Origin of the sequence: Catenuloplanes nepalensis, assembly GCF_030811575.1 — a bacterium.
GTDB classification, from domain to species: domain Bacteria; phylum Actinomycetota; class Actinomycetes; order Mycobacteriales; family Micromonosporaceae; genus Catenuloplanes; species Catenuloplanes nepalensis.
The window spans coordinates 2,657,379-2,678,371 of sequence record NZ_JAUSRA010000001.1 but is presented as its reverse complement, the minus strand read 5'-3'; the positions used below and the strand labels follow the sequence as shown (position 1 = coordinate 2,678,371).

The 20,993-nt window shown below is 72.0% G+C and carries 19 protein-coding genes; 9 read left to right on the top strand and 10 right to left on the bottom strand.

What is annotated here, in order from left to right; translation table 11 throughout:
* Positions 1–33: 33 nt before the first annotated feature.
* Both J2S43_RS11225 and J2S43_RS11220 read left to right on the top strand, forming a co-directional pair.
* The gene (locus tag J2S43_RS11225) at positions 34–501 is read left to right on the top strand and encodes a (2Fe-2S)-binding protein (protein WP_306828826.1); all 468 of its coding nucleotides are present in this window, start codon (positions 34–36) and stop codon (positions 499–501) included.
* Positions 501–2,681 carry a xanthine dehydrogenase family protein molybdopterin-binding subunit gene (locus J2S43_RS11220; protein ID WP_306828825.1) on the top strand — a complete coding sequence of 727 codons (2,181 nt, stop codon included), beginning with the start codon at positions 501–503 and terminating at the stop codon, positions 2,679–2,681. The genes J2S43_RS11225 and J2S43_RS11220 overlap by 1 nt, the downstream gene beginning before the upstream one ends.
* An 82-nt stretch (positions 2,682–2,763) precedes the next feature.
* On the opposite strand, the gene J2S43_RS11215 is transcribed toward J2S43_RS11220, so the two are convergent.
* On the bottom strand, positions 2,764–3,270 hold the full coding sequence (locus J2S43_RS11215) for a hypothetical protein (RefSeq protein WP_306828824.1): 507 nt from the start codon (positions 3,268–3,270) through the stop codon (positions 2,764–2,766).
* Positions 3,271–3,349: 79 nt separating this feature from the next.
* On the opposite strand from J2S43_RS11215, the gene J2S43_RS11210 reads away from it, so the two are divergent.
* The 3 genes from J2S43_RS11210 (at position 3,350) to J2S43_RS11200 (ending at position 5,846) form a co-directional block, all read left to right on the top strand.
* Entirely contained in the window at positions 3,350–3,772 is a 423-nt protein-coding gene (locus tag J2S43_RS11210) for a MarR family winged helix-turn-helix transcriptional regulator (RefSeq protein ID WP_306828823.1), read from the top strand.
* Positions 3,773–4,205: 433 nt separating this feature from the next.
* On the top strand, positions 4,206–4,718 hold the full coding sequence (locus J2S43_RS11205) for a DUF3455 domain-containing protein (RefSeq protein WP_306828822.1): 513 nt from the start codon (positions 4,206–4,208) through the stop codon (positions 4,716–4,718).
* Positions 4,719–5,180: 462 nt separating this feature from the next.
* Complete coding sequence (locus tag J2S43_RS11200; protein ID WP_306828821.1) at positions 5,181–5,846, top strand: response regulator; 666 nt, start codon at positions 5,181–5,183, stop codon at positions 5,844–5,846.
* Positions 5,847–5,975: 129 nt separating this feature from the next.
* Here J2S43_RS11200 and J2S43_RS11195 read toward each other — a convergent pair whose 3' ends face one another.
* Positions 5,976–7,193, bottom strand: coding sequence for a monooxygenase (locus tag J2S43_RS11195; protein ID WP_306828820.1), 1,218 nt, complete (start codon positions 7,191–7,193; stop codon positions 5,976–5,978).
* 226 nt (positions 7,194–7,419) lie between these two features.
* On the opposite strand from J2S43_RS11195, the gene J2S43_RS11190 reads away from it, so the two are divergent.
* Complete coding sequence (locus tag J2S43_RS11190; protein WP_306828819.1) at positions 7,420–9,564, top strand: MMPL family transporter; 2,145 nt, start codon at positions 7,420–7,422, stop codon at positions 9,562–9,564.
* Between the two features lie 190 nt (positions 9,565–9,754).
* On the opposite strand, the gene J2S43_RS11185 is transcribed toward J2S43_RS11190, so the two are convergent.
* Both J2S43_RS11185 and J2S43_RS11180 read right to left on the bottom strand, forming a co-directional pair.
* Entirely contained in the window at positions 9,755–11,203 is a 1,449-nt protein-coding gene (locus J2S43_RS11185; protein ID WP_306828817.1) for a HAMP domain-containing sensor histidine kinase, read from the bottom strand.
* Complete coding sequence (locus J2S43_RS11180; RefSeq protein ID WP_442320031.1) at positions 11,200–11,931, bottom strand: response regulator transcription factor; 732 nt, start codon at positions 11,929–11,931, stop codon at positions 11,200–11,202. The genes J2S43_RS11185 and J2S43_RS11180 overlap by 4 nt, the downstream gene beginning before the upstream one ends.
* A gap of 86 nt (positions 11,932–12,017) precedes the next feature.
* Between J2S43_RS11180 and J2S43_RS11175 the strand changes: the two genes are divergently transcribed.
* A complete protein-coding gene (locus J2S43_RS11175; protein ID WP_306828816.1) occupies positions 12,018–12,551 on the top strand; it encodes a hypothetical protein in 534 nt (177 codons plus the stop codon).
* Between the two features lie 204 nt (positions 12,552–12,755).
* Here the strand turns inward: J2S43_RS11175 and J2S43_RS11170 are convergent, their stop codons facing one another.
* The 5 genes from J2S43_RS11170 to J2S43_RS11150 form a co-directional block, all read right to left on the bottom strand.
* Positions 12,756–12,995 (bottom strand): hypothetical protein, encoded by a 240-nt coding sequence (locus J2S43_RS11170; protein ID WP_306828815.1) that lies wholly within the window; start codon positions 12,993–12,995, stop codon positions 12,756–12,758.
* Between the two features lie 181 nt (positions 12,996–13,176).
* Entirely contained in the window at positions 13,177–13,566 is a 390-nt protein-coding gene (locus J2S43_RS11165) for a hypothetical protein (RefSeq protein ID WP_306828814.1), read from the bottom strand.
* Between the two features lie 28 nt (positions 13,567–13,594).
* Positions 13,595–15,652, bottom strand: coding sequence for an SIR2 family protein (locus tag J2S43_RS11160; protein WP_306828813.1), 2,058 nt, complete (start codon positions 15,650–15,652; stop codon positions 13,595–13,597).
* Positions 15,652–16,863: a YqgE/AlgH family protein gene (locus tag J2S43_RS11155; RefSeq protein ID WP_306828812.1), complete on the bottom strand. Its 1,212-nt coding sequence runs from the start codon at positions 16,861–16,863 to the stop codon at positions 15,652–15,654. The genes J2S43_RS11160 and J2S43_RS11155 overlap by 1 nt, the downstream gene beginning before the upstream one ends.
* A 70-nt stretch (positions 16,864–16,933) precedes the next feature.
* A complete protein-coding gene (locus J2S43_RS11150; RefSeq protein WP_306828811.1) occupies positions 16,934–17,293 on the bottom strand; it encodes an effector-associated constant component EACC1 in 360 nt (119 codons plus the stop codon).
* Positions 17,294–18,672: 1,379 nt separating this feature from the next.
* Here J2S43_RS11150 and J2S43_RS11145 point away from each other — a divergent pair.
* Both J2S43_RS11145 and J2S43_RS11140 read left to right on the top strand, forming a co-directional pair.
* Positions 18,673–19,071 carry a hypothetical protein gene (locus tag J2S43_RS11145; protein ID WP_306828810.1) on the top strand — a complete coding sequence of 133 codons (399 nt, stop codon included), beginning with the start codon at positions 18,673–18,675 and terminating at the stop codon, positions 19,069–19,071.
* A gap of 66 nt (positions 19,072–19,137) precedes the next feature.
* Positions 19,138–20,019 carry a hypothetical protein gene (locus J2S43_RS11140; protein ID WP_306828809.1) on the top strand — a complete coding sequence of 294 codons (882 nt, stop codon included), beginning with the start codon at positions 19,138–19,140 and terminating at the stop codon, positions 20,017–20,019.
* Positions 20,020–20,356: 337 nt separating this feature from the next.
* Here the strand turns inward: J2S43_RS11140 and J2S43_RS11135 are convergent, their stop codons facing one another.
* The gene (locus tag J2S43_RS11135; protein ID WP_306828808.1) at positions 20,357–20,896 is read right to left on the bottom strand and encodes a DUF4142 domain-containing protein; all 540 of its coding nucleotides are present in this window, start codon (positions 20,894–20,896) and stop codon (positions 20,357–20,359) included.
* Between the last annotated feature and the right edge of the window lie 97 nt (positions 20,897–20,993).

The window sequence follows — 20,993 nt, the reverse complement described above, 5'->3', positions numbered from 1 at the left end:
TGAACAATGGAAGATTCTCGATGGAGGCGCGGCATGGGACGGTACCGGTTACGGGTCAACGGCAGGCGCAGAACCGTGGACGTCCCCGGCGACACGCCGCTGCTCTGGGCGCTGCGCGACGAGCTGGGCGTGACCGGCCCGCGCTACGGCTGCGGCGTCGGCGCGTGCGGCGCCTGCACCTCCCTCATCGACGGACACGCCGCGCGGCCCTGCGTGCGCACGGTCGCGGACGCGCAGGACACCGTGATCACCACGATCGAAGGGCTGTCCGCGCGCGGCGACCACCCGGTGCAGCGGGCCTGGCTGGAGCTCGACGTCGCCCAATGCGGCTACTGCCAGCCCGGCCAGATCATGACCGTGGTCGCGCTGCTCGCCGCGGTCCCCGACCCGTCCGACGCCCAGGTCGACGCCGCGCTGCGGGACAACGTCTGCCGCTGCGGCACGTACCCGCGGATCCGGGCGGCCGTGCGCCGCGCCGCCGAACTCGCCCGGGAGGCGTGATGGTCACCCGCCGCACACTGCTCGGCGCCGCCGCTCTCGTGGTCGCCGCCCCGCTCCCCGCTCCCGGTGGCGTGCTGGCCCCCACGGTGTTCGTGCGCGTCGACCGGGACGGGCGCATCGTCGCGACCGTTCCCAAACCCGACACCGGCCAGGGGGTACGGACGATGGCCGCGATCCTGATCGCGGAGGAGCTGGCGGTCGAGGTCGCGGACGTGACGCTGGAACAGGCGCCCGGCGACACCGCCGTCTACGGCCCGCAGGGCGTGGCCAACTCGGCCTCCAGCCGCCAGCTCGCCACCCCGCTGCGCACCGCGGCCGCCACCGCCCGCTGCCTGCTCGTCGCGGCGGCCGCGGCCCGGTGGAACGTCCCGGCCGCCTCGTGCACCGCGACCGGCGGCCGGGTCACCCACCCGCGTCGCGGCGCACTCCCCTACCGCGCGCTGGTCGCGGACGCGGCCGTGCTCGACCCGGCCACGGTCCCGGTCACGCTGACGCCGCCGTCCGCGTGGCGGCTGATCGGCCGCACGTCCGCCGGCCGCGCCGACGCCCGCGACATCGTCACCGGCCGCGCCCGCTACGGCACCGAGTCCGCACCGGCGGGCAGCCTGGTCGCGGTGGTCGCGCGCCCGCCGTGGATCGGCGCGACCGTGTCCACCGTGGACGATGTGGGGGCGCGGGCGGTCTCGGGCGTGGTCACCGTGGTCCGGCTGGACCCGCCGGGCGCCGGGCAGGGCGGGGTCGCGGTCGTGGCCCGCTCCACGACGGCGGCGCTGCGCGGCCGCGAGGCACTGCGCGTGACCTGGACCGGCGGCAGCCCCACCGCGGACAGCCGAGTCTGGCTGTCCGACCTCGAGGCGGCGCTGCCCGCCCCTCCCCCGGCGCCACCGGCCGCGGACCCGGCCCCGCAAGCCGACTCCGCGGCACACGCACCGCAGGCCGGTTCCGCGCCGCAGGCCGGTTCCGCACCACAAGCCGGTTCCGCGGCGCAGGCCGGTTCCGCACTACAAGCCGGTTCCGCGGCGCAGGCCGGCACCGCGCCGCAAGCCGGTTCCGGGGTGTCGGTGGAGCGGGTGTATCGGCTGCCGTTGCTGGCGCATGCGCCGATGGAGCCGATGAACGCGACCGCGCACGTCACCGCGGACCGGGTGCGGGTGTGGGCGCCGATCCAGGATCCCGGCAGCCTGCGCGCTCAGTTGGCCCGGCAGCTCGGGCTCGCCGAGGCGGCCGTGGAGGTGACCGCCACGCTGGCCGGCGGCGCGTTCGGGCGGCGCATCGAACCGGACGCGGTCCAGGAGGCGCTGGCCTGCTCGCGCGCGGCCGGAGCGCCGGTGACCGTGCGGTGGACGCGCGACGACGACACCCGGCACGACTCGTACCGGCCGATGTCCGTGCACCGGCTCACCGCCGAGCTGGATGCGGACGGCGTGCCTGTGTCCCGTACCCACGCGGTCGTGACCTGGCCTTTAACGGTTTTGCCGTTTTTCAATAATCCGTCGATCGTGCGCGCGAGCGGCGACCACTTCCCCTATGCGGTGCCCGGCGACGTGACGGTCACGCTGCGGCCGGCGCCGCTGCGGACCGGTTTCTGGCGCGCGGTCTACGCCGGGCAGTTCGGCTACGCGGAGGAGTGTTTCCTCAGCGAGATCGCCCGGCACGGCGGCCACGACCAGGTCGAGCTGCGCCGCCGCCTGCTGCCGGCCGACTCGCGGCTACGCTCGGTGCTGGACGCCGCCGCAGCCCGCGACCGCTGGACCGACGGGCCCGGCCGCGGCGTCGCCTGCCATCTCGACTACGGCTCCGCGATCGCGGTCCTGGTCACCGCGGACCCGGCCACCCGTCGCGTCCGGCGTGTGACCGCCGCGGTCGACGTCGGCATCCCGATCCACCCGTCCGGCGTGATCGCCCAGGTCGAGGGCGGCATCCTGGACGCGCTCTCCACCGTCCTCGGCGCCCAGATCACCGTCCGTGACGGCGCGGTGGTGCAGTCCTCGTTCCGCGACTACGCCTGGGCCCGGATCGGTGACTGCCCGGAGATCGACGTGCTGCTGGTTCCGTCCGAGGCCCCGATCGGCGGTCTCGGCGAGCTGGCCTACCCACCGGCCGCCGCCGCGATCGCGACCGCGCTGTCCTCAGTCGACACTCCGGTGACCGGAATGCCTTACGGCGTACCGGTGGGATGAGATCACGCAAGAGAACTGAAGGCGGTAGCTGGGCCGGCTGACGCATCGGCCGGGTACGGGCTCCGGCTTCGGCGGCCGGGCCTCAAGGGCGGGTGGTCAGATAGATCAGAACGAGCAGGACGACGAGGGTGAGGCGGATGATGCGGCCGGTGCGGCGGCGGGACTCGTAGGCGTGCCACCAGGCGATCGACGCCTCGGCGAGGGCGGCGGACTCCCGGCGTACCGTCGAATCCAGGACCGCCGCCCGCCGGAGCGCGACGCTGACCCGCGGCACCCGGATCGCCGCCGCGACGGTCTCCGGGGTCTCCCAGACGACGAGGTCCACCGGGTAGATCTGCCGCTCCCGCCACCGCCGGCCCGCCCTGGGTACCGCACGGTCGAGGAAGCGCTCGGTCAGCACCGGGCGTCTCAGCAGCACCGTGGCGGCGCGCAGCAGCAGCCAGCGCCCGGCGAGGGCGGACAGCACCTCGGCGAGCAGCTCCGCCCGCCCGGGCGCCGGCACCTCCCGCGCGACGCGCACGCACAGCTCCGGCAGCCGCCGGTCGACGAACGCCACGTAGTCGGCCGGCGCCTCCGCCGACATCCACATCCATCCATGATTGCCCGGTCCGGCGGCCCGGTAAAGCGCCGCCCTCGTGATCGACGTACCGTCGTGGGAGGATCATCGGATGCGCGCCGACGTCGACTCCTGGCCGACCGGCCGGTTGCTGTCCGTGGCCGCGCGCATGGTCGAGGCCCGCTTCGACGACTTCCTCGCCGGCCTCGACCTCACCCACGCCGGCCTGATCACGCTGCACCACCTGGCCGACGGCCCACTCCCCCAGCGCGAACTGGCCCGCCGCTCCCACGTCACCGACCAGACGATGAGCCGCACCATCGAACGCCTCGCCCGCACCGCCCACGTCGCCCGCACCATGGACCCCGCCGACCGCCGCCGCACCCAGGTCGCCATCACCCCGCTCGGCACCGCCGCCCTCGCCGCCGCCCGCGACGAGGAACGCCGCTCCGACCGCTTCTTCGGCGCCGTCGACGACTACGACCACTTCCGCGACCAGCTCATCCGCCTCATCGAAACCGCCGCCGACCGCTGACCCGAACCCTCAGCCGACGCCGGACCGGCATCACCTCACCCCCTGCGCATACCGGCCACCGACACTGATATTCCCCGGGTTTGGTGGAGCCGTGGCATCTGGTTCTGTACTACAACAGCGCGTCCTCCCTGGACATCAGGTCTCTTCTCGTCGTGACCCGCGCGCCGGCGCGGCTCGTTCCACCGACGGCTCCGAGTCTGATCGCGGGCTCCGCCCGGCGAGTGCGGTCGCCGGGTGCCGTGCCATCCTCGCGTCCGGTCCGGGTGGTGGCGCGCCCGGACGGGCCGCGTTCATATCCGCGCTCCGGCACCGTCGAGGAGGCCCGGCCGGCCGAGCGGGCCGGCGGCCCAGCCATGGATACGGCGACGATCTACGAAAAATCGCCCGTTTATGGGGCACGCTGTTGATCCATCTCAGCCGGCGGTGCGTACCCATGGGCATGCGCACACTGAAGCGGAAAATGGCCTTCGTTGCAGCCGCCGTTGTCGCGGCAGGCGTCTCCGCGGTCACCTACCAAGCCTCCGCCGCCGAAGGCCCGTCGCTCCAGCCACCAGCCGGCCTCACCATCATCGGCCAGTTCGTGGTCGGCAACGGCACCCAGACCTACACCTGCTCCGGCGGCAGATTCACCGGCTCCTCGACCCCCGAGGCCGAGCTCTACGACGGCGCCAACCGCAAGATTCACCACTTCGGCGGCCCGAGCTGGCAGTCCACCTCGGACGGCTCCCTGATCACCGCCGCGCCGGTGGCCAATTCACCGGTCCCCGGCGCGATCCCCGAGCTACTGCTCGAGGTGAAGACCCGCACCGGAACGGGATTCCTCAGCACGGTGACCCACATACAGCGAATGAACACCTTCGGAGGCGTGGCCCCGTCCGCTGCCTGCACCGACGGCCAGAAGGTGAGCGTTCCCTACAACGCCAACTACATCTTCTGGGGTAACTGAGACACGTTCGCGCCGGCCGGCCGACACCCCGGCCGGCCCGTCGCCTACCGCACCATGCCGCGGCCGGCTGCGGGAACTCGGGTTTTGCGCTCAGCCAGGCGCGCATCTCCGCGCGGCGGCAGCCGGTGCTGTAGCAAAGTAACCAGCCGCGCTTCGTACTGCCCGCGTCACACTGTTCTGCCGAGACCCGCGTGCTCGTAGCGTGTACCACCTTGATGGACGCCATGTGACCGACGAGGACGCCTTCTACTGCGCGCTCGGCGAGGCGATCAACGGTCCCGGCGGCTGGTTCGGCACCGATCTGTTCTGGTTCATCCTTCGTTGAAAAAAGGCGGCGTAAGACCGGCACGCTCGCCGTGCGAGTCCGCCTGAGTGTCGGTTCTAACGGTCGTTTCAGGTTCGCTCGGTATGAACTGGGCATCGCCGGGCGACGTGGGTCTCGACCCTGAAGGGCGGCCATTCGTGATTTCCGTGCTCGTGGTGGACGCCCAGCCGCTGCAGCGCCTCGGGTTCCGTGTGCTGCTGGAGTGCACCCCCGACACCGAGATCGTCGGCGAGGCCGGCAACGGCGCCGAGGCCGTTCGGCGGATCACCGAGCTGCGCCCCGACGTGGTGCTGATGGACATCCGCATGCCGGGCGTCGACGGGATCGAGGCGACCCGGCGCATCGTCGCAGCCGGTGGGCGTTCGCGGATCCTGGTGCTGGCGACGTTCGACGTGGAACGGTACGCGTTCGCCGCGCTGCGGGCCGGGGCGAGTGGTTTCCTGCTCAAGGACATCGGCCCGGAGGAGCTGCTCGCCGGCATCCGGGCCGTCGCCGCCGGGGACGCGGTGATCGCGCCGGCGCTGACTCGGCGGCTGCTCGACGCGTTCGCCGACCGGCTCGACGATGACCTCTGCGGACCCGTGCGGAAGGATCCCCGGCTGAGCCTCCTGACCCACCGCGAGCGCGAGGTCCTCGTCGCCATCGGCCAGGGCCTCACCAACGGCGAGATCGCGCAACGGTTCACGCTGTCGGAGTCGACGGTGAAGACCCACGTCGGGCGGGTCCTCGCCAAGATCGGCGCACGGGACCGGATCCAGGCGGTCATCCTCGCCTACAACCTGAGAATCACCCGGCCGGTCTAGCATTTCATCTCGCGCGTCAGTCGAGGGCGCGACCGTAGTTGCCAGCCGCTCCGCTGCCGGGTCCGCCCGTTCATTGCGGACCCGGCAGCGGTGTCGACCTCGGTGAGCGCACCCGCGTTCGACGGTTCCTCAGGACGTGCGGGGGGAGACCGTCATGATGCCCGTGCACATCTCGTCGCTGGTGCCGTCGCCCCACACCACGTAGCGGGGCGGCAGCTTCTTCAGCTGCGGCAGCTGTCTGCGCAGCCCCGCGTCGTGCGTACACGTCACCCGCAGCGTGTCCCCCGGGCCGATCTCCACCGGCGACGGCAGCTTCATCAGCCGCTGGTTGTCGAAGTCGAACTGCGGCACGTCGAGCACGACCTCGGCGTTCGGCGTGCCCGGGTTCAGTTCGACCTTGATGGCCCGCCCGAGCATGTGCATGTGGCCGAAACCGGCGAACAGCGTCATCGGTGCCTCCACCCTGTGGTCGCAGGTCTGGGTGTTACCGGGCTTCGGCGCGCCGCCCGGGTTGCATTCCTCCACCTGACGGTCCGCCGACTCGCCGGTCTCCTCGCCGAACCGCTTCGTCACGTCCGCGATCGAGGCCGCCCGGTCACAGAGCGGACCCGACTCGTCGGCGGCGCAGGGCAGGTCGGTCGGCGCGTCGAGCGGCAACGTGACGAGTTCCCGGGTCTGGGGCGTGCCGTCCGTCAGCCGTAGCCGCACCGCCGAGCGGTCCGACCCGGCCGGTCTACCGTCGGTCGCGAGCAGGTTGTAGTGGATCTGGAGGATGATCAGGCTGCCCGGCTCCAGCTTGTAGCCGGCGTCGTGGTCGAGCAGCGTCTCCGTGGCGCCCGGCGCCCAGGTGTCCAACCACGCCGCGCCCACGTCGTCGCCCTCCACGTCGGCGCCGGGCACGCCGGTTCCGCCGAAACACTGCCAGCCGAGGCCGGGCGTCTCCGCGTCCTGCCTGTGCACCGGGGCAGCGCGGTCCGGCGGCACCGCGTACACGATGGCGTGGTGCGCGATGGCGACGTTCTCCGGTGCGAATTGGGTCCCGGTCAGGAACGCCGTCCTGGTCAGGCCCGGATCGATCACCTGGCACCGGTACTCGTCCGAGCCGCCGCTCTCCGGGGCCGTAGGCGTGTAGGCCTCGGCCATCCTCAGGTCCAGGAACCGCTCGCCGGCGCGCAGCGACTGCGGTGGAGCCGACGACGCGCCCGCGTGCCCGCTGTGCGGGCCGGCAGCTGGGGGCGCCGCACCGTCGTCGGCGTCCGACCCGCAAGCGGCGACGGCAGCGAGCGCTGTCACCAGCGTCATGGCGCCCGCCGCGAACTTCCACCGTGGACTGTCAGAGTTCCTCATAGCCCGGACGCTAGGACGGATTCCGTCGTGTTTCGTCGTACCGCGGTCGTCATCGCCTTGAGCGAGGTGGTACCGCGGTACGACTCCCGGAGCGCGGTTCGACACCCGACGGCCGTGTCGCCCCGGCCTTGCCGACCGTTCTGATCACCGGATTAACGGTCGTCTCAGATTCGCTCGGTACGAAGTCGGCCTCAGACAAACGATGCAACGCGTCAGGAGGCTATTGATGTCAGTCAACGCAGCACAGCCCAGGGAAGCACCGCCCGGCCGGTTGGCCGGCCGGTGGGTGCCGTGGCTGGTGATCGGCTTGTGGGTGGCGCTGGCGGCGGTCATGGTGCCGTTGAGCGGAAAGTTGAGCTCGGTCACCACCGACAGAGCCGTGGACACCCTGCCGGCCAGCGCCGAGTCCACCAAGGTCGCGGCGCTGGAGGACAGCCTCCCCGGCGGCGAGGACAACACGTTCGTCTTCGTGTACCACCGCGCCGGCGGCATGACCGACGCCGACCGCGCGACGGTCGAGCGTCACTACACCACCCTTGCCGGGCGGTACCCGCCGAAGGCGGCGGCCGGCGAGGACGACGAGGGCCCGGCGACAAGACTCTCCACCGACGGCAAGGCGATGATGTTCACCCTCGACGTGAACACGACCTACGGCGCACCGGAGGCCATCGTCGGCCCACTGCGTGACGCCGCGAAGGACCGCCCCGCAGGCCTGGAACTCCAGGTGACCGGCCCGGCCGCGATCGACGGCGACATGGACGCCGTCTTCGACGGCATCGACCTGCAGGTCTTCCTCACCACGGTCATCGTCGTCACGATCCTGCTCATCCTCACGTACCGCAGCCCGGTGTTGTGGTTCATCCCGCTCGTGGTCGTCGGCGCGGCCTCACTGACCGCGATGGCGACCGTCTACCTGCTCGTCAAGGGCTTCGGCATCGTGGTCAACGACCAGAACTCGGCGCTGCTGACGATCCTGGTGTTCGGCGTCGGCACGGACTACGCGCTGTTGCTCATCGCGCGATATCGGGAGGCACTGCACCACCACGAGAACGTCCGGGTCGCGATGGTCCACGCGCTGCGCGGCGCGGCGCCGGCCATCGTCGCGTCCGCGGCCACCGTGGTCGCCGGCCTGCTCTGCCTGCTCGTCGCGGACCTGAACAGCACCAGCGGGCTGGGCCCGATCGGCGCGGCCGGCATCCTGTGCGCGCTGGTGGCCATGCTGACGCTGTTCCCGGCGGTGCTCGTGGTGCTCGGCAGGCGAGTCTTCTGGCCGGCCATCCCGCGGTTCAGCACGGCCGTGCAGGACAAGCCGGGGCTGTGGGGACGGCTCGGCGCCGCCATCAGCCGCCGCCGGTGGGTGGCCACGCTCGGCTCGCTCGGGGTCCTCGGCGTGCTCGCCATCGGTCTGACGGGCAACACCGGCGCCCTGCGGGAGCAGGACCAGTTCCTGTCCGCGCCGGAGTCGGTCACCGGCTTCACCGTTCTCCGCCAGCACTTCCCGGAGCTCGGCGGCCAGCCTATGACGATCTACACGCGGCCGGCGTACCAGGAGCGGGTGGTCGACATCGTCAAGCGCACTCCCGGCGTGGCAGAGGCCGTCCCGGGCCAGACCGTCGGAGGCTGGGCCGACATCTCCGTGTTCCCGGCCGACGCGCCGGACACCGCCGCGGAGTACGACACGATCAAGCGGGTGCGCGCCGCCGTGCACGCGGTGAACGGGGCGGAGGCGATCGTCGGCGGGCCGAGCGCGGAGAACCTCGACACCGAGGTGACCACCAGCCGCGACGAGAAGCGGGTGATCCCGCTGGTGCTCGCCGTCGTCCTGATCGTCCTCGGGCTGCTGCTGCGCGCGATCGTGGCCCCGCTGATCCTGATGGCGACTGTGGTCGTCTCGTTCGCGGCGGCCTTCGGCGGCAGCGTGTTCGTCTTCGACACGATCCTCGGGTTCGAAGGTATCGACTATTCGGTGCCGCTGCTGGCATTCCTGTTCCTGGTGGCGCTCGGCGTCGACTACAACATCTTCCTGGCCAGCCGGGCCCGGGAGGAGACCGTGCGTCTCGGCACCCGAGAGGGCATGCTGAAGGCCCTGTCGGCCACCGGCGGCGTCATCACCTCGGCAGGGCTGGTCCTGGCGGCCACGTTCGCGGTCCTCGCCACACTTCCGCTGGTGATGCTGATCGAGGTCGGGTTCCTGGTCGCCTTCGGCGTGCTGCTCGACGCCCTGCTGGTGCGGTCGGTCCTGGTGCCCGCCCTCACCCTCCTGATCGGCCGGCGGATGTGGTGGCCGAGCCGGCTGTCCCGGCCGACGGCGGAGCCGCCGAACGAGCAAGCGGCACTCACCAGCGACGAGGAGCCCGCGCTGCAACGATGAGCGCGGCAGCACGATGAAGGTCCGGGACGGGAACCATGCCCGTCCCGGATTTTTCAGGGCCCGACGGTCGCCGCCCCCAGGCCCTCGGGCCCGGCCGGTGCACCGCGGTGTCCCGCCCCGACGGTGAGCGCCGAGGGTCCATGCCCGCAGGGCCGCCGTCCCTCGTCCTGCGCCGCGCCGCCGGGGCGGGTCAGCTCACCGCGCTGTCCCCGGCGGTGAGCCGCGCGATCGGGGCGGGCGGGGCCGCGGCCGGAAGGTCGACCCGAAGCAGCGCGCCACCGCGTGCGGAACGGGCGACAGCGGCCCGGCCGCCGTGGGCGTCGACGACCCGCTGCACGATCGACAGTCCCAGACCGGATCCCGGCAACCCCCGGGCGCTGTCGGCACGGTAGAACCGGTCGAACACCCGCGGTACGTCGACTGCGTCGATGCCCGGCCCGGCGTCGTCGACCTCGAGCACCGCCGACGCGCCCTCGGCACGCAGCCGAACCTGGATCGGCTGGTCCGCCGGGGACCACTTCCCGGCGTTGTCGATGAGGTTGAGCACCGCCCGCTGGAGCGCGGCGGGACGCCCGCTCACCCACACGGAGGTCACGTCGAGCGCGACCTCGATGTCAGGCACGCGGGAACGCGCCCGGGCCGCGGCGGCCTCCACCACGTCGGCGAAGTCGAACAGCTCGGTGCTCTCGTCGCTGACGTCACCGCGCGCCACCTCGGTCAGCTCGGTGGCGAGGGTGCTCAACTCGGCCACCTGGGCGCCGAGATCGTTGAGCAACCGGGTCCGGCTCTCCGCCGGCAGGGCGCTGTCCAGGGTGCCGCGCCGATCGAGCCGGATCAGCAGCTCGACGTTGAGGCGCAGGCTGGTGAGCGGCGTCTTGAGCTCGTGGGCGGCGTCCTCGGCGAGCAGCCGCTGGGCCCGGCGCGAGTCCCGGAGCGCGGCTAGCATGTCGTTGATCGACTGGATCAGCCGCTGGATCTCACCACCGCCCTCATCCGGGATGTCGGCGTCGAGATCCCGGGTGTGCGCGACACGTACCGCCGCGGCGGTCAGCCGGTCGATCGGTGCCAGCCCGGCCCGCGCCACGGTCCGCCCGACAAGGGCGCCGCCGACCACGCAGAGCAGCCCGATCAGCAGCATCCCGAACCCGAACTGGTTGATCGGGCTGTCGTCGGCGGCGCGGGCCACCTGAACCGCGCCGTCGCCCGCCCGCAGCGTGTAGACGAGGTAGCCCTCCTCGTCGCTGTCGTCCGACTCCATCAGGTCGGCCGGCCCGCCCTGCGCCACGCGCCCGGCGTGCCCGCTGACCGGGGGCAGCGCGGGTTGGCCGGCCGGTGTCCGGGTCGAGCCGTCAGGCAGGATGACCCGCACCAGCCGATCGCCTCCGGGATACGGCGGCAGCTCGACCCGCGCCAGACCGGCGCGCTCCGCCGTCGTCGCCAGGGCACGGGAGTCGGCGCGCAGCTGCATCTCGGCGGAGTCCCGTAGTTCTCCGTCCATCAACTCGCTGGCCACCTGGAACGCCATGAACACGCTGACCGCGATGGCCGTCGCCGCGATCACCGTCAGCCTGGCCCGCAGGGACCGCCGGCGCCACCATCGGGTCAGCCGGCGCGGTCCCCGGCCGGCGGGCCTGCTCACGGAGGAGTCTCCCGCAACGTGTATCCCAGGCCGCGCAGCGTGTAGATCAATCGCGGCTCACCCTCGGCCTCCATCTTGCGGCGCAGGTAGCTCACGTACACCTGGAGGTTGTTGGCGGTGGCGCTCATGTCGAAGCCCCAGATCGCCTCGAACAGCGCGTCGCGGGTCAAGACCCGGGTCGCGTTGCGCACGAGAACCTCCAGCAGGGAGAACTCGGTCCGGGTCAAGCGCAGCGGCCGTCCACCACGCCACGCCTCGAACCTGTCGGGATCGACCCGGACGTCGGCGAACGACAGGACCTGCGACTCCCCGCCGGCCGGCGTGCGCCGGCGCAGCAGGGCCCGCACCCGGGCCAGCAGCTCCTCGGTGGCGAACGGTTTGGGCAGGTAGTCGTCGGCGCCCGCGTCGAGCCCCGCGACCCGGTCGGAGACCTGGTCACGGGCGGTCAGCATCAGCACCGGCAGATCCCGGCCCGCGGCCCGCAACCGCCGGCAGGTCTCCAACCCGCCGAGGCGAGGCATCATCACGTCGAGGATCAGCAGATCCAGCGCGTCACCGCCCGCCCCACCGACCCCGTCGAGCACGGCGAGACCGTTGGCGACGGTGCTGGTGTCGTAACCCTCGACCTGGAGCACCCGCTCCAGCGACTCACGGATGGCCCCGTCATCGTCCGCGATCAGGATCCGCACGCCGGCCCGCCCCCTTCCAGTCGATGCTTTGCCGCTCATCCTCCCCGATCAACCTGAAGCCAGGATTAGAACCGTCGCCTCTGCGGTGCCCGGATCGTTTGCGGTGCGTTGCCATACTCCGGATCGTGGCGAACGAGTTGTGGGTAGGCGTCATCACCGGAGCCACGGCCCTGGGAGCGAGCTTGATCGCCGCGCTGGGTGCCTCGCGTGCAGCGCTTGCCCAGGCGCGGGCGGGCAATGTCTCGCAGGCGCTCGCGCAGCAGCGTGAGCGCCGCCGGGCGGCGTATCGGGAGATGATGGCGTCGGTGCACGCCTTCATGACGGCCTGCTGGGAGTTTCCCGACGTCGACGAACTGCCGGGTCGTCGTGCGAGGCAGCAGCGGCTGACCCGGATCCACGAGCGGATGGGCCGTCCGGCCAGTGAGGTCACCCGCGCGACTCGCGAGGTGATGCTCGACGGGCCCGCCGACGTCTCGGCAGCCGCCGAGGAGGTGCGGCTGGCGGTCCTTCATACGCAGGGGCGGCTGCGTTCACTGATCGACAGGGACGACCCTGCGGCGCGGCAAGCCTACGAGGGCGCCTACCAGGACCTCCGGCACCGGCATGAGGTCTTCATAAACCTGGCCCGCAGCGCACTGGAGGTGCGGACGAAGGATTGAGAGGGGACGGACGGGTCTACAGAGGCCGGAGGTATCTGGAGTTGAAGGGCTTGAGGCCGCCCCATTGGGGTGGGCGGCCTCCGGACTCGGCCCGGCTTGAACGGGCTGCCACCCTCTCCGATTGCGGGCGTGGTCATCCGGAGCCAGCACGCCTTGGTCGAGGACCTGCACAGCGTATAGCACCTGGACTGGCCATCGATCGGGTTACCGCCGTTGGTTGTGGTGGCGCATCGAGCGGTAGAGCAGCCACAACGCGAGTGCGACAGGTGTCAGGACCGTCCCGAACAGAACTCCGGCGATGACGCCGTAACCATGCGGGTCGAAGGACCATCCAGCGGCGCTGCGCAGCGCCTGGCCGAAGAGCAGCGCGATCACCAGGGTGACGATCGTGGCCGCGCCGAGCACAAGACGCCGGAGCACCGTCCGCAGGGTCGCGCTGTCCATGGCCGGCTCCGTCAAATGGTCTGCAGGGCGACAATGCATTCTGGCGGAAGCGGGGAGCAGTGCGCCCGGCCGTGGATGTGCCAGGCTCCGGCGCGTGCGCATCTCTCCGGACGTTCTGCGAGCGGCGGCAGCCGATTCCACCTCTCCGGCGTGGAGGGTCGTCCGGGAGCAGACCGGCCGGTCAGGCCGCGATCGGCCGGGTCAACGTGCGTTCGGTGACCCAGAAGTGGGCGGCCTGCAGCACCGTCTTGATCGGCTGGATGTCGGTGCCGGCGGTGCGGATGGCGCGGGCCGGGACCAGCGGGCCCTCCTCGGTGTCGGTCATCTCGCGCAGCCAGTGCCGCAGGTGCGACAGCAGGTTCTCGGCGGCGAAGATGCGGATCAGTTCGGTGCCGGCGGCGAGCCGGACGACCGTGCGGCCCGGGTCGGGCGCGGCCGCTGCGCCGGATCTCCAGGCGTCCAGCTCGGCGACCGTGTCGGCACCGGCGAGGTAGGCGGTCAGCTCCTCGCCCAGCGCGGCAGCGCACCGGCCGGCGAGGACGGGCAGCTCGATCGTCGCGTGAAGCACCATGCCCCCGAGAGTACCCATCGATGCCCGCTCACGAAACGGCCGAAGGTCCCGGGCCGCCGCGGTACCACAGGGTGGCCTGGTCGGCGAGGACCTCGAGCGCGGGGGCACCGCCGTCCAGCGCGGCCATGAAGTCGGCCCACGAGTCCAGGACGTATCCCCCGGTCTCCGGCGGCGCGGTCCCGGTCAGGTAGTTCGGCAGCAGCACCGCGTTCTGCAGCAGCCAGGACACGTACCGGCCGTCGGCGTCCCAGCCCGGGACCGCGCACGTCTCGGCCAGGTGCTCGCGCAGCGACTCGGCGTCGTCCCAGCGCAGCATCTCGGACTTGTGGGTGAGGCTGGAGATGTGCGGGTTGTAGAGCTGCGCGATCCCGAACCGGTACATCTCCCGCCACTGCTGCCAGAACAGCGCGTCGTCCCGGGTGCCCAGCGTCATGATCGAGTGGGCGGGACGATCCAGGAGCAGATGATGCAGGTACGCCCACATCGTCATCGGTGTGAGCAGCCGGTTCGTGTTGCGGCGCAGCAGGGCCTGAACGATCTCCCACGCGCGCGGCTCCAGCTCGTGCGCGGCCACGTTCGGCACCGCCTTGATCGCGGCCAGCACGCTGTAGAGCGACGGGTTGTGCTCGCCGTAGAACTCCCGCGCCACGGTCCACGGGTCGACCGGCCGGAGCAGCTGGTCGACGCCGGATGACTTGCGCTGCTGCAGGATGAACTCGGACAGCGACACGAAGTCCACGTCCAGCTGCGGTGCGGTCGCGCCGATCCAGCGGCGCAGATCGGCCTCGAAGGCGGCACCGGTGACCCGCGGGTCCCGGATGCCGAAGTCGTCCAGGCAGACCAGCAGGCTCGCGCCGCGGGTGGCGAGCGCGCCCGCGACCAGCGCCTGCGCCATGTGGATCACCGAGGTGCGGGCGCGCAGCCGTACCGGCCAGAAGATCAGTGAAGGGGTTCCGGTGTCGGCCGGCGAGAACTGCCAGCCGAACCGGCGCTCCAGCTGCCGGATCAGGCCGAGGAAGTCGTCCGGCGGCGTCGCGGCCGGGTGCGAGACGAACTCCCGCTCCCAGATCGGGTGCCGGTGCCGGTGCCGGGGGCCGGACGTGCGCGGCACCACGGTCACGCCGACGCGCGCGGCCAGCCCGGACAGCAGACGTTCCGCGTCCACGCCGGAGAAGCACTCGACCTGCCCGATGCCCTCGCCACGCAGCTGCTCACGGCGGCGGACCGCGCCCTCCGGGTCGTCCGGGTGCAGCGCCCACAGCACCGTGACCGGCCGGTGCCGGACCACCTCGGCCAGCGCGGACGTGATCGTGCCGGCCCAGTCGCTGCTGCCGATCACGCAGACCGTGTCGCCGGTGATCAGGTCCGCGACCGGCCCGATCGTGGGCGTGCGGGCGAACCGGGCCGGGTCGTGCACCAGCGGCGTGCGGTCGCCGGTCACCACCGGGCGCCAGAAGCCGTGCAGGTGGAACACGCGGACCGCGCCGTCGTAGGCGTTGTTGCGGTCCCAGCGGCCGTCCACGTCCAGCGACGTGGTGATCGCCCGGCCGCTGGCGGTGCGGATCGCGACCTCCAGCTGCGGGTCGAAGTTCGTGGTCAGGACCCGGTTGTCGAACGCGCCGGGCAGCCCGGCCAGGACCGCGCCGAGCGCCTCGACCGCGGGCGACAGCGTCCACGAGCCGAGGTCGTTCTCCAGGTCCTCGCCGAGCTCCGCGGTGACGCGCTGCCACAGCCCGTGCGTGGCCAGCGGGCCGGCCAGCCGGTCCGGCGGACGGTACTTCTCCAGCACGGCCTGCTGCGCGATCACGTCGAAGCCGTCGCCACCGACCCAGTTCGCGAAGATCCGCCGGTACTCCGTGTACAGCTCGGTGGGCGCGCCGTCGCCGCGGCGGGCCCGGGCCAGCGCCAGCATGCGGGTCAGGTCGCCGCCGTCGGAGCGGCCGATCGCGTACTGCTCGGCGAGCCGGAGCACGTCCGCGACGCCCGGGGTGGCGTCCGCGCCGATGCCGGAGCCGAGGATCAGCGTGATCTGCTCCTCCCGCCGGAAGGACTCGAACAGCCGGTCCGCGAGGGTCTGCTCGGACATCACGCCGGTGGCCTTTCCTGAGTACGCACCAGCGCACCACTGTCGAGGTAGGACTCCAGCTCGCCCGGCGCCCAGCCCAGGTAACCGCTGAAAACCCGGATCCAGGCGAACGTGTGCCGCAGGTCGTCCGGCGGCGCCGCCAGCGACAGCACGCCCAGCCGGTCCCGGATCGGCGTGAACCGCGGCGGCGGCGTCGCCTGCGGGCGCACCATGGCCAGCGCGATGTAGCCGTCCCGGGCGACCGGACCGCCGTACCGCACGGCCTGGTCCGCGAGCACTTCCCGCCACGCGGGCGTGAACTCCTCCGGCATCGGCGCGCGCCGGCCGAACAGATCGATGCCGACCGCGCCGGTCTCGTCGTGCGCCAGCACCAGGATCCGGCCGCCGGCCAGGTCGCGGTCGGCCACGCCCGAGCCGCCACGCAGCACCAGGCCGACCAGGTTCTCCTTGCTCAGCGCCGCGTTGCGGACCAGGCCGAGGCTGCCGCCGGCGTTGCGTTCGCGCAGCTCCGGGCGCTCGAAGCCGCGGGCGGTGAGTGCCGTGCGCACCTTGCGCCAGATCGCCGCCATGGTCAGCACCGGGTCGCCGCCCGGGATGCCGTCGCGCAGCACGCGCAGCAGCTCGCCGGTGAACGCGGTGTACGGCTCGCCCTCCGGCGCGGCCGCCCGGCGGTTCGACGGCGCGGACACGAACAGGCAGGTCCGGTCCAGCTCCGCGACGTCCGCGACCTCGTCCGTGCCGGCCACCGCCTCGGCCGACATGAGGTTGTCGGCGCGACCCGCGTAGCAGCAGTCCAGGATGACCGCGCGGCGGGCCGCGGGGCTGCCGGCGAGCGCGCGGCCGATCCAGTCGTACGGCAGGCCGGCCTCGTCCGGGACCTCCGGCTCGCACTCGGCCAGCGCCAGAACCAGCTGCCCGTTGAGCGGATCGATCAGCCCGTGCCCGGCGTAGTAGACCAGCAGCAGCCCGCCCTCCGAGACCGAGGCCGCGGCCGTGCGGATCACCCGGCCGACCTCGCGCGGGCTCGCCTCGTCCAGCACCACGTGACAGTTCTCCGGCGGGATGCCCCACAGCGACTCGTCCCGCAGCACCTCGGCCAGCGACGCGACGTTCCCGGCGACGGCCGGCAGCGACGGCAGCCGGGTGTAGGTGGTGGCACCGATCAGCACCACCTGCGAGGCACCGGGATCCGCCAGGTCAGAACGGGTCATGCCGGAATTCCGGCCCGGCTGCGGTAACGCCGTGGTCGGCGCTGAGCCCATGATTCGCCCGCGAGCTCGTTCATGAGCCGCCGAGCTCGCGCATCGCCGTCGCCACCGCATCCGGATCGGACGTCTCCAGCGTGATCGTCCGCCCGTCGTCGGTCTCCCGGCTGATCGTCACGACCGGTGCCGGCCGCCGCGTGTCCCGCCACTGCGCGATCGCCAGGCCCAGCTGCACCAACGTCAGTCCACTGCCGACGATCAGGCTGAGCATCTCGACGCCCACGCCCATCTCGTTGCCGCCGACCGTCTCCGCGTACCGCAGGTCGCCGTGTGTGCGCACGTCACGCTCCTGCTGCAGCCACGATCGAAGATTCCTGACCTCGTCGGGGTCGTCGCCCTGCACCCGGAGCCTCACCCGCACCGCGTCGCTCTCCATCCGGCCACTGTATGGAAATCCGACAATAGCCGCCGCCCCGGGGTCCCCACCACATCGGCAACCGTCACTCGCCCCGGAGATCCCCACGGGAATCCGCACGCGAGGAAGACCCGCAAGAGCAAGAACCAAGAGCTCGATGACGATTTCCCGCTTCCGGCCCGGTGCAGACCGCATGCTCGGAGCGGGCACCGGTCCAATGCCACTTGGCCTATTTTGATCTTGAAGGAAGCTGCGGTACGGCCGCACTCCCGTGACCAGCGGGAATGCTCTCAGCCCGATCCGGTTTGCGTGGCCCGCTCGCTGTCGGTACGCGAATCGCGCGCGGTCTCCGGGCGCCGGAACGCCGCCGGCGGCGGGCAGGGTCGGCCCCCGTCCGGTGAGGGCCCGGGCGCCTTGTGCCCGAAATCTCCCGATGAGGCGGGCACGCGTCCTGCTGGCGGGGCCGGGAGATCTTGACGGCCTCGGGCCCGGCGTCTGAGTGATCAATCAGGTGAGCAAAAAAGCGATCAACTTCGATTTTTGATCTACTTTTTGCTCACCTGATTGATCACTCAGGCCGGCGGTGCCGTCTCGCGAGTCTGTGGTCCGCGCCGGAGGGTGGGATGTAGCGATATTTCGGGCGGGCAGCGCCCGGTTGCCGCGAGCGGGCCGGGTCAGCTCGCGCTTCCCGGCCCGAAAAGGGCTGGGCAACAGAGTCAGTCCGCGGGGTGCGGGCGACAGAGGAGGGCCGGCGGGCGTCGCGCGGACGTGGGCGGGGCGCTTCGGGACGCGCAGGCAGGAATCCGTGGTCGACTCAAGCCAAGTGGCATTGGGCACCGGTCGCTGGCGCTCCTCCCTGTCGGCCCCGTCGTGGCCCGAAACCCAAGACGAAGATCGAGGCGTCCCCCACGTCGTTCTAACGACGTGGGGGACGCCTCGATCACGGCTCCGGTTGACTGGCAGCGTGAGCGGGTCGCGTCGCGTTGCGTTGCGCGGTTGGGTCGCGTTGCGCGGTGGGGTGGGGCGTCGGGCGGGGAGCATAGGTCGGCCGCCCACTCGACGTGCAGGGAGGCCGCCTGCGGCCGACCGGTGCCGGGCACCGGTCGTCGCTGGCGCTCCTCCCTGCACGTTCATCGGTGGCCGGCCCACCAACGACGCGGCTTCCGCCGTGGGCGCGTCCCGCGACGCGCCTGCCACCCGGCGCGTCCGGGCAGGAACCACAGCACGCGACGAACACCCGTCGGCGACGCGAGGCGAGGCCCTCGGCACGTTGGAGAAGGCACAGTGGACGGCGTGTCGACCTTGTTGCAGGGCTACCGGCGATGCCCTAGCATCGACACGCATCCATCAGCACACACACGGGGGCCGGTAGGCCTTCGTGCTCCACGGGGGAGAAAAGCATGAAAAAGGCTGCCATTCTGATGGTGACACTCGTCGCCACGACCGCCACCGTCCTGCAGGGCACTCCGGCACTCGCCGACGATCTGGGCGCACTCGCCTGCACCACCAACACCATCACCACCGGTTTCCGGGCGCCCGGTAACACCGTCTACAAGTTCAACGGGACCTGCAACGACCTCAACGTCATCAACACCGACGACAAGACCGTCCTCGCGAACGACCGGTACGCCGGCATGTACCGCAGTGGCGGCTCGTGGGTCACCGGCACGCGTGGCTACATCTCCATGAACGACGGCGCGCACAACGACGTGGTCCTGCTCTCGGATGTGAACGACGGCACCGCGATGTCCGTGGCGAGCTACTTCGACGGTGGCGACACCGTCCGGGTCAAGCACTGAGCTGAGTCACCTTCGGCCCGGTGCCGCACGGCGCCGGGCCGATCGGTGCCCGATCTGGGGAGATCCGTGAGCCACCCGAAACCGGGGCTGCTGCACATCCTGTCGGTCGTCCTGGTCGTGGCCTCGGCCTGTTCCGGGCCGGATGCGGGCGCCACCGGCCAGGACGCGGTGACCGATCCGCCCGGTGTCACGCAGGCGTTCCCCGCCGACGTCGTCTCCCTCGTGCTGCCCGCCACGGGCGCCGAGACGCGGGGCGCGCAGGGTTTGGACGCGTTCGAGCAGGCCGTCGCGCAGAAGGTCGCCGCGGACTGCTACGCCACCCACGGCCTGCGCCCGCCCGACCACCCTCCGCCCTTGTTCATCAGGCTCTACGACGTCCCCGACCTGGAGTTCATCGCTCAGCACGGCTTCAACAGCGGGGCACCGTCCGGAGTGCCGGCCGAGCAGCCCCTGCCGATGGCGAGCTCTGATCGGTTCGCGGCGACGTGCCAGGAGGAGTCCGAGGCGGCGACCAGGCCGCTCAGGTCGCTCACCGAGCCCTTGCACATCGAGTGGCTGAAGGCTCTCTCCACCGTCAACGCGTCGGCCGACGTCCAGGCCGCCTACCGCGACCTCGGAGCCTGCTTCCACGAGCACGAGGTGCGGGCCGACAGCGAGGAGTCGTTCTTCGAGATCGCCGACGCGCAGTCCCGGGCCGCGGCCGACGGCGCCGTCACATCGTCTCTGGCGACCGCCTACGCGACCTGCATGCGGCCGATCGAAGCCGTCCGGGAACCCTTGCGCCTCGACAGCCGGCAACGCCTTCTGGCGGATCGGGCGGATCAGGCGCGCCGGCTGCGGCAGGAGCTGACGCCACTCATCCGCGAGCTGGAGCGCAAGCACGGCCTCACCATCCAATTCCCCCAGGTTGACACCGAGCCCTCGACGATGATCAGCGCGACGAGGTGAAGATCGGTCGCCTGAGGGGCGCCATCTCATCGAATGCATCCGGCCACGTGATGGAACGCACCGTTTGTCGAGCGAGAGCCGCGGGAAGACGCCCGCGGCCGCCGGTGGCGTGTGGAATCCGGCAATCACGTGCCGCCGGCGGCCGCCGGGTCGGCGGACGCCGGTCATCAGGCGCCGCAGCGTGGGGGCGAGCGCCCGCCGGCGGTCGCACCACTCGGCCGGCACCACCTCGCCCACCACGCCGGGCCGGGCCGGGCCGCGCATGGCTGCCCGGCGCGGCGTGGTGAGTTCATCGCGACGCCGGGCCGCGCGTCGCCGCACGATCCGGCGTGGCGGGTCAGTCGCGCGGATCGAGGGCGGCGCGCACCATGGCGAGGTGGGCCGCGACCTTCGGGGCGGCGGACGTCGCGGCCTCGCGGACCGCCGGGGCGCAGCCGCCGGCCAGCTCGCGGTTGATGAAGTCGAGCGACTGCAGGTGGGCCTTCTCCTGCATGGCGAGCCACGCCGCGTCGAACGCCGCGTCGTCGGCGGCCATGACCGCGGCCAGGTCGTCGCGCTGCTTCTGGTTCGGCTTCGGCGGCAGCATCAGCCCGTGCTCGCCGGCGAGCCAGGTGATCGTGCGGTCCATACGCGCGTGGTCCTGGACCAGCATGGCCGCGATGTGCCGGACCCGCTCGTCCGCGGACTCGGCGAGCGCGGCCCGGCCGGCCGCCTGCTCGGCCAGGTTCCCCCGGTGCGCGCGGACCAGGTACTTCACGTCCTCGGCACACGCCTCCCCCGGCGCGGCGGAAGTGGCGGGCGTGGCGGCCGCGGGCCCGCCGGTGACGAGCACGGCACCGGCCAGCAGCGCGGCGGTGAGCGTGGAAGCGATTCGCATGATGTCTGTTCCCCCGTGTCCGGGCGGCGCCTACCACGCCGCCACGCCGCCCGAGTACCCACGTCTCCCCAGCTCAACCGGGGTTTCCGGCCGACCG

What these genes read in the sequence shown, in the direction of transcription:
- J2S43_RS11145 (WP_306828810.1), top strand. Translation starts at nt 18,673, where the DNA reads ATGAAAAAGGCTGCCATTCTGATGGTGACACTCGTCGCCACGACCGCC.
- J2S43_RS11195 (WP_306828820.1), bottom strand. Translation starts at nt 7,193, where the DNA reads ATGAGGAACTCTGACAGTCCACGGTGGAAGTTCGCGGCGGGCGCCATG.
- J2S43_RS11205 (WP_306828822.1), top strand. Translation starts at nt 4,206, where the DNA reads ATGGGCATGCGCACACTGAAGCGGAAAATGGCCTTCGTTGCAGCCGCC.
- J2S43_RS11165 (WP_306828814.1), bottom strand. Translation starts at nt 13,566, where the DNA reads ATGGTGCTTCACGCGACGATCGAGCTGCCCGTCCTCGCCGGCCGGTGC.
- J2S43_RS11210 (WP_306828823.1), top strand. Translation starts at nt 3,350, where the DNA reads ATGCGCGCCGACGTCGACTCCTGGCCGACCGGCCGGTTGCTGTCCGTG.
- J2S43_RS11135 (WP_306828808.1), bottom strand. Translation starts at nt 20,896, where the DNA reads ATGCGAATCGCTTCCACGCTCACCGCCGCGCTGCTGGCCGGTGCCGTG.
- J2S43_RS11180 (WP_442320031.1), bottom strand. Translation starts at nt 11,931, where the DNA reads ATGAGCGGCAAAGCATCGACTGGAAGGGGGCGGGCCGGCGTGCGGATC.
- J2S43_RS11225 (WP_306828826.1), top strand. Translation starts at nt 34, where the DNA reads ATGGGACGGTACCGGTTACGGGTCAACGGCAGGCGCAGAACCGTGGAC.
- J2S43_RS11190 (WP_306828819.1), top strand. Translation starts at nt 7,420, where the DNA reads ATGTCAGTCAACGCAGCACAGCCCAGGGAAGCACCGCCCGGCCGGTTG.
- J2S43_RS11220 (WP_306828825.1), top strand. Translation starts at nt 501, where the DNA reads ATGGTCACCCGCCGCACACTGCTCGGCGCCGCCGCTCTCGTGGTCGCC.
- J2S43_RS11170 (WP_306828815.1), bottom strand. Translation starts at nt 12,995, where the DNA reads ATGGACAGCGCGACCCTGCGGACGGTGCTCCGGCGTCTTGTGCTCGGC.
- J2S43_RS11155 (WP_306828812.1), bottom strand. Translation starts at nt 16,863, where the DNA reads ATGACCCGTTCTGACCTGGCGGATCCCGGTGCCTCGCAGGTGGTGCTG.
- J2S43_RS11160 (WP_306828813.1), bottom strand. Translation starts at nt 15,652, where the DNA reads ATGTCCGAGCAGACCCTCGCGGACCGGCTGTTCGAGTCCTTCCGGCGG.
- J2S43_RS11150 (WP_306828811.1), bottom strand. Translation starts at nt 17,293, where the DNA reads ATGGAGAGCGACGCGGTGCGGGTGAGGCTCCGGGTGCAGGGCGACGAC.
- J2S43_RS11215 (WP_306828824.1), bottom strand. Translation starts at nt 3,270, where the DNA reads ATGTGGATGTCGGCGGAGGCGCCGGCCGACTACGTGGCGTTCGTCGAC.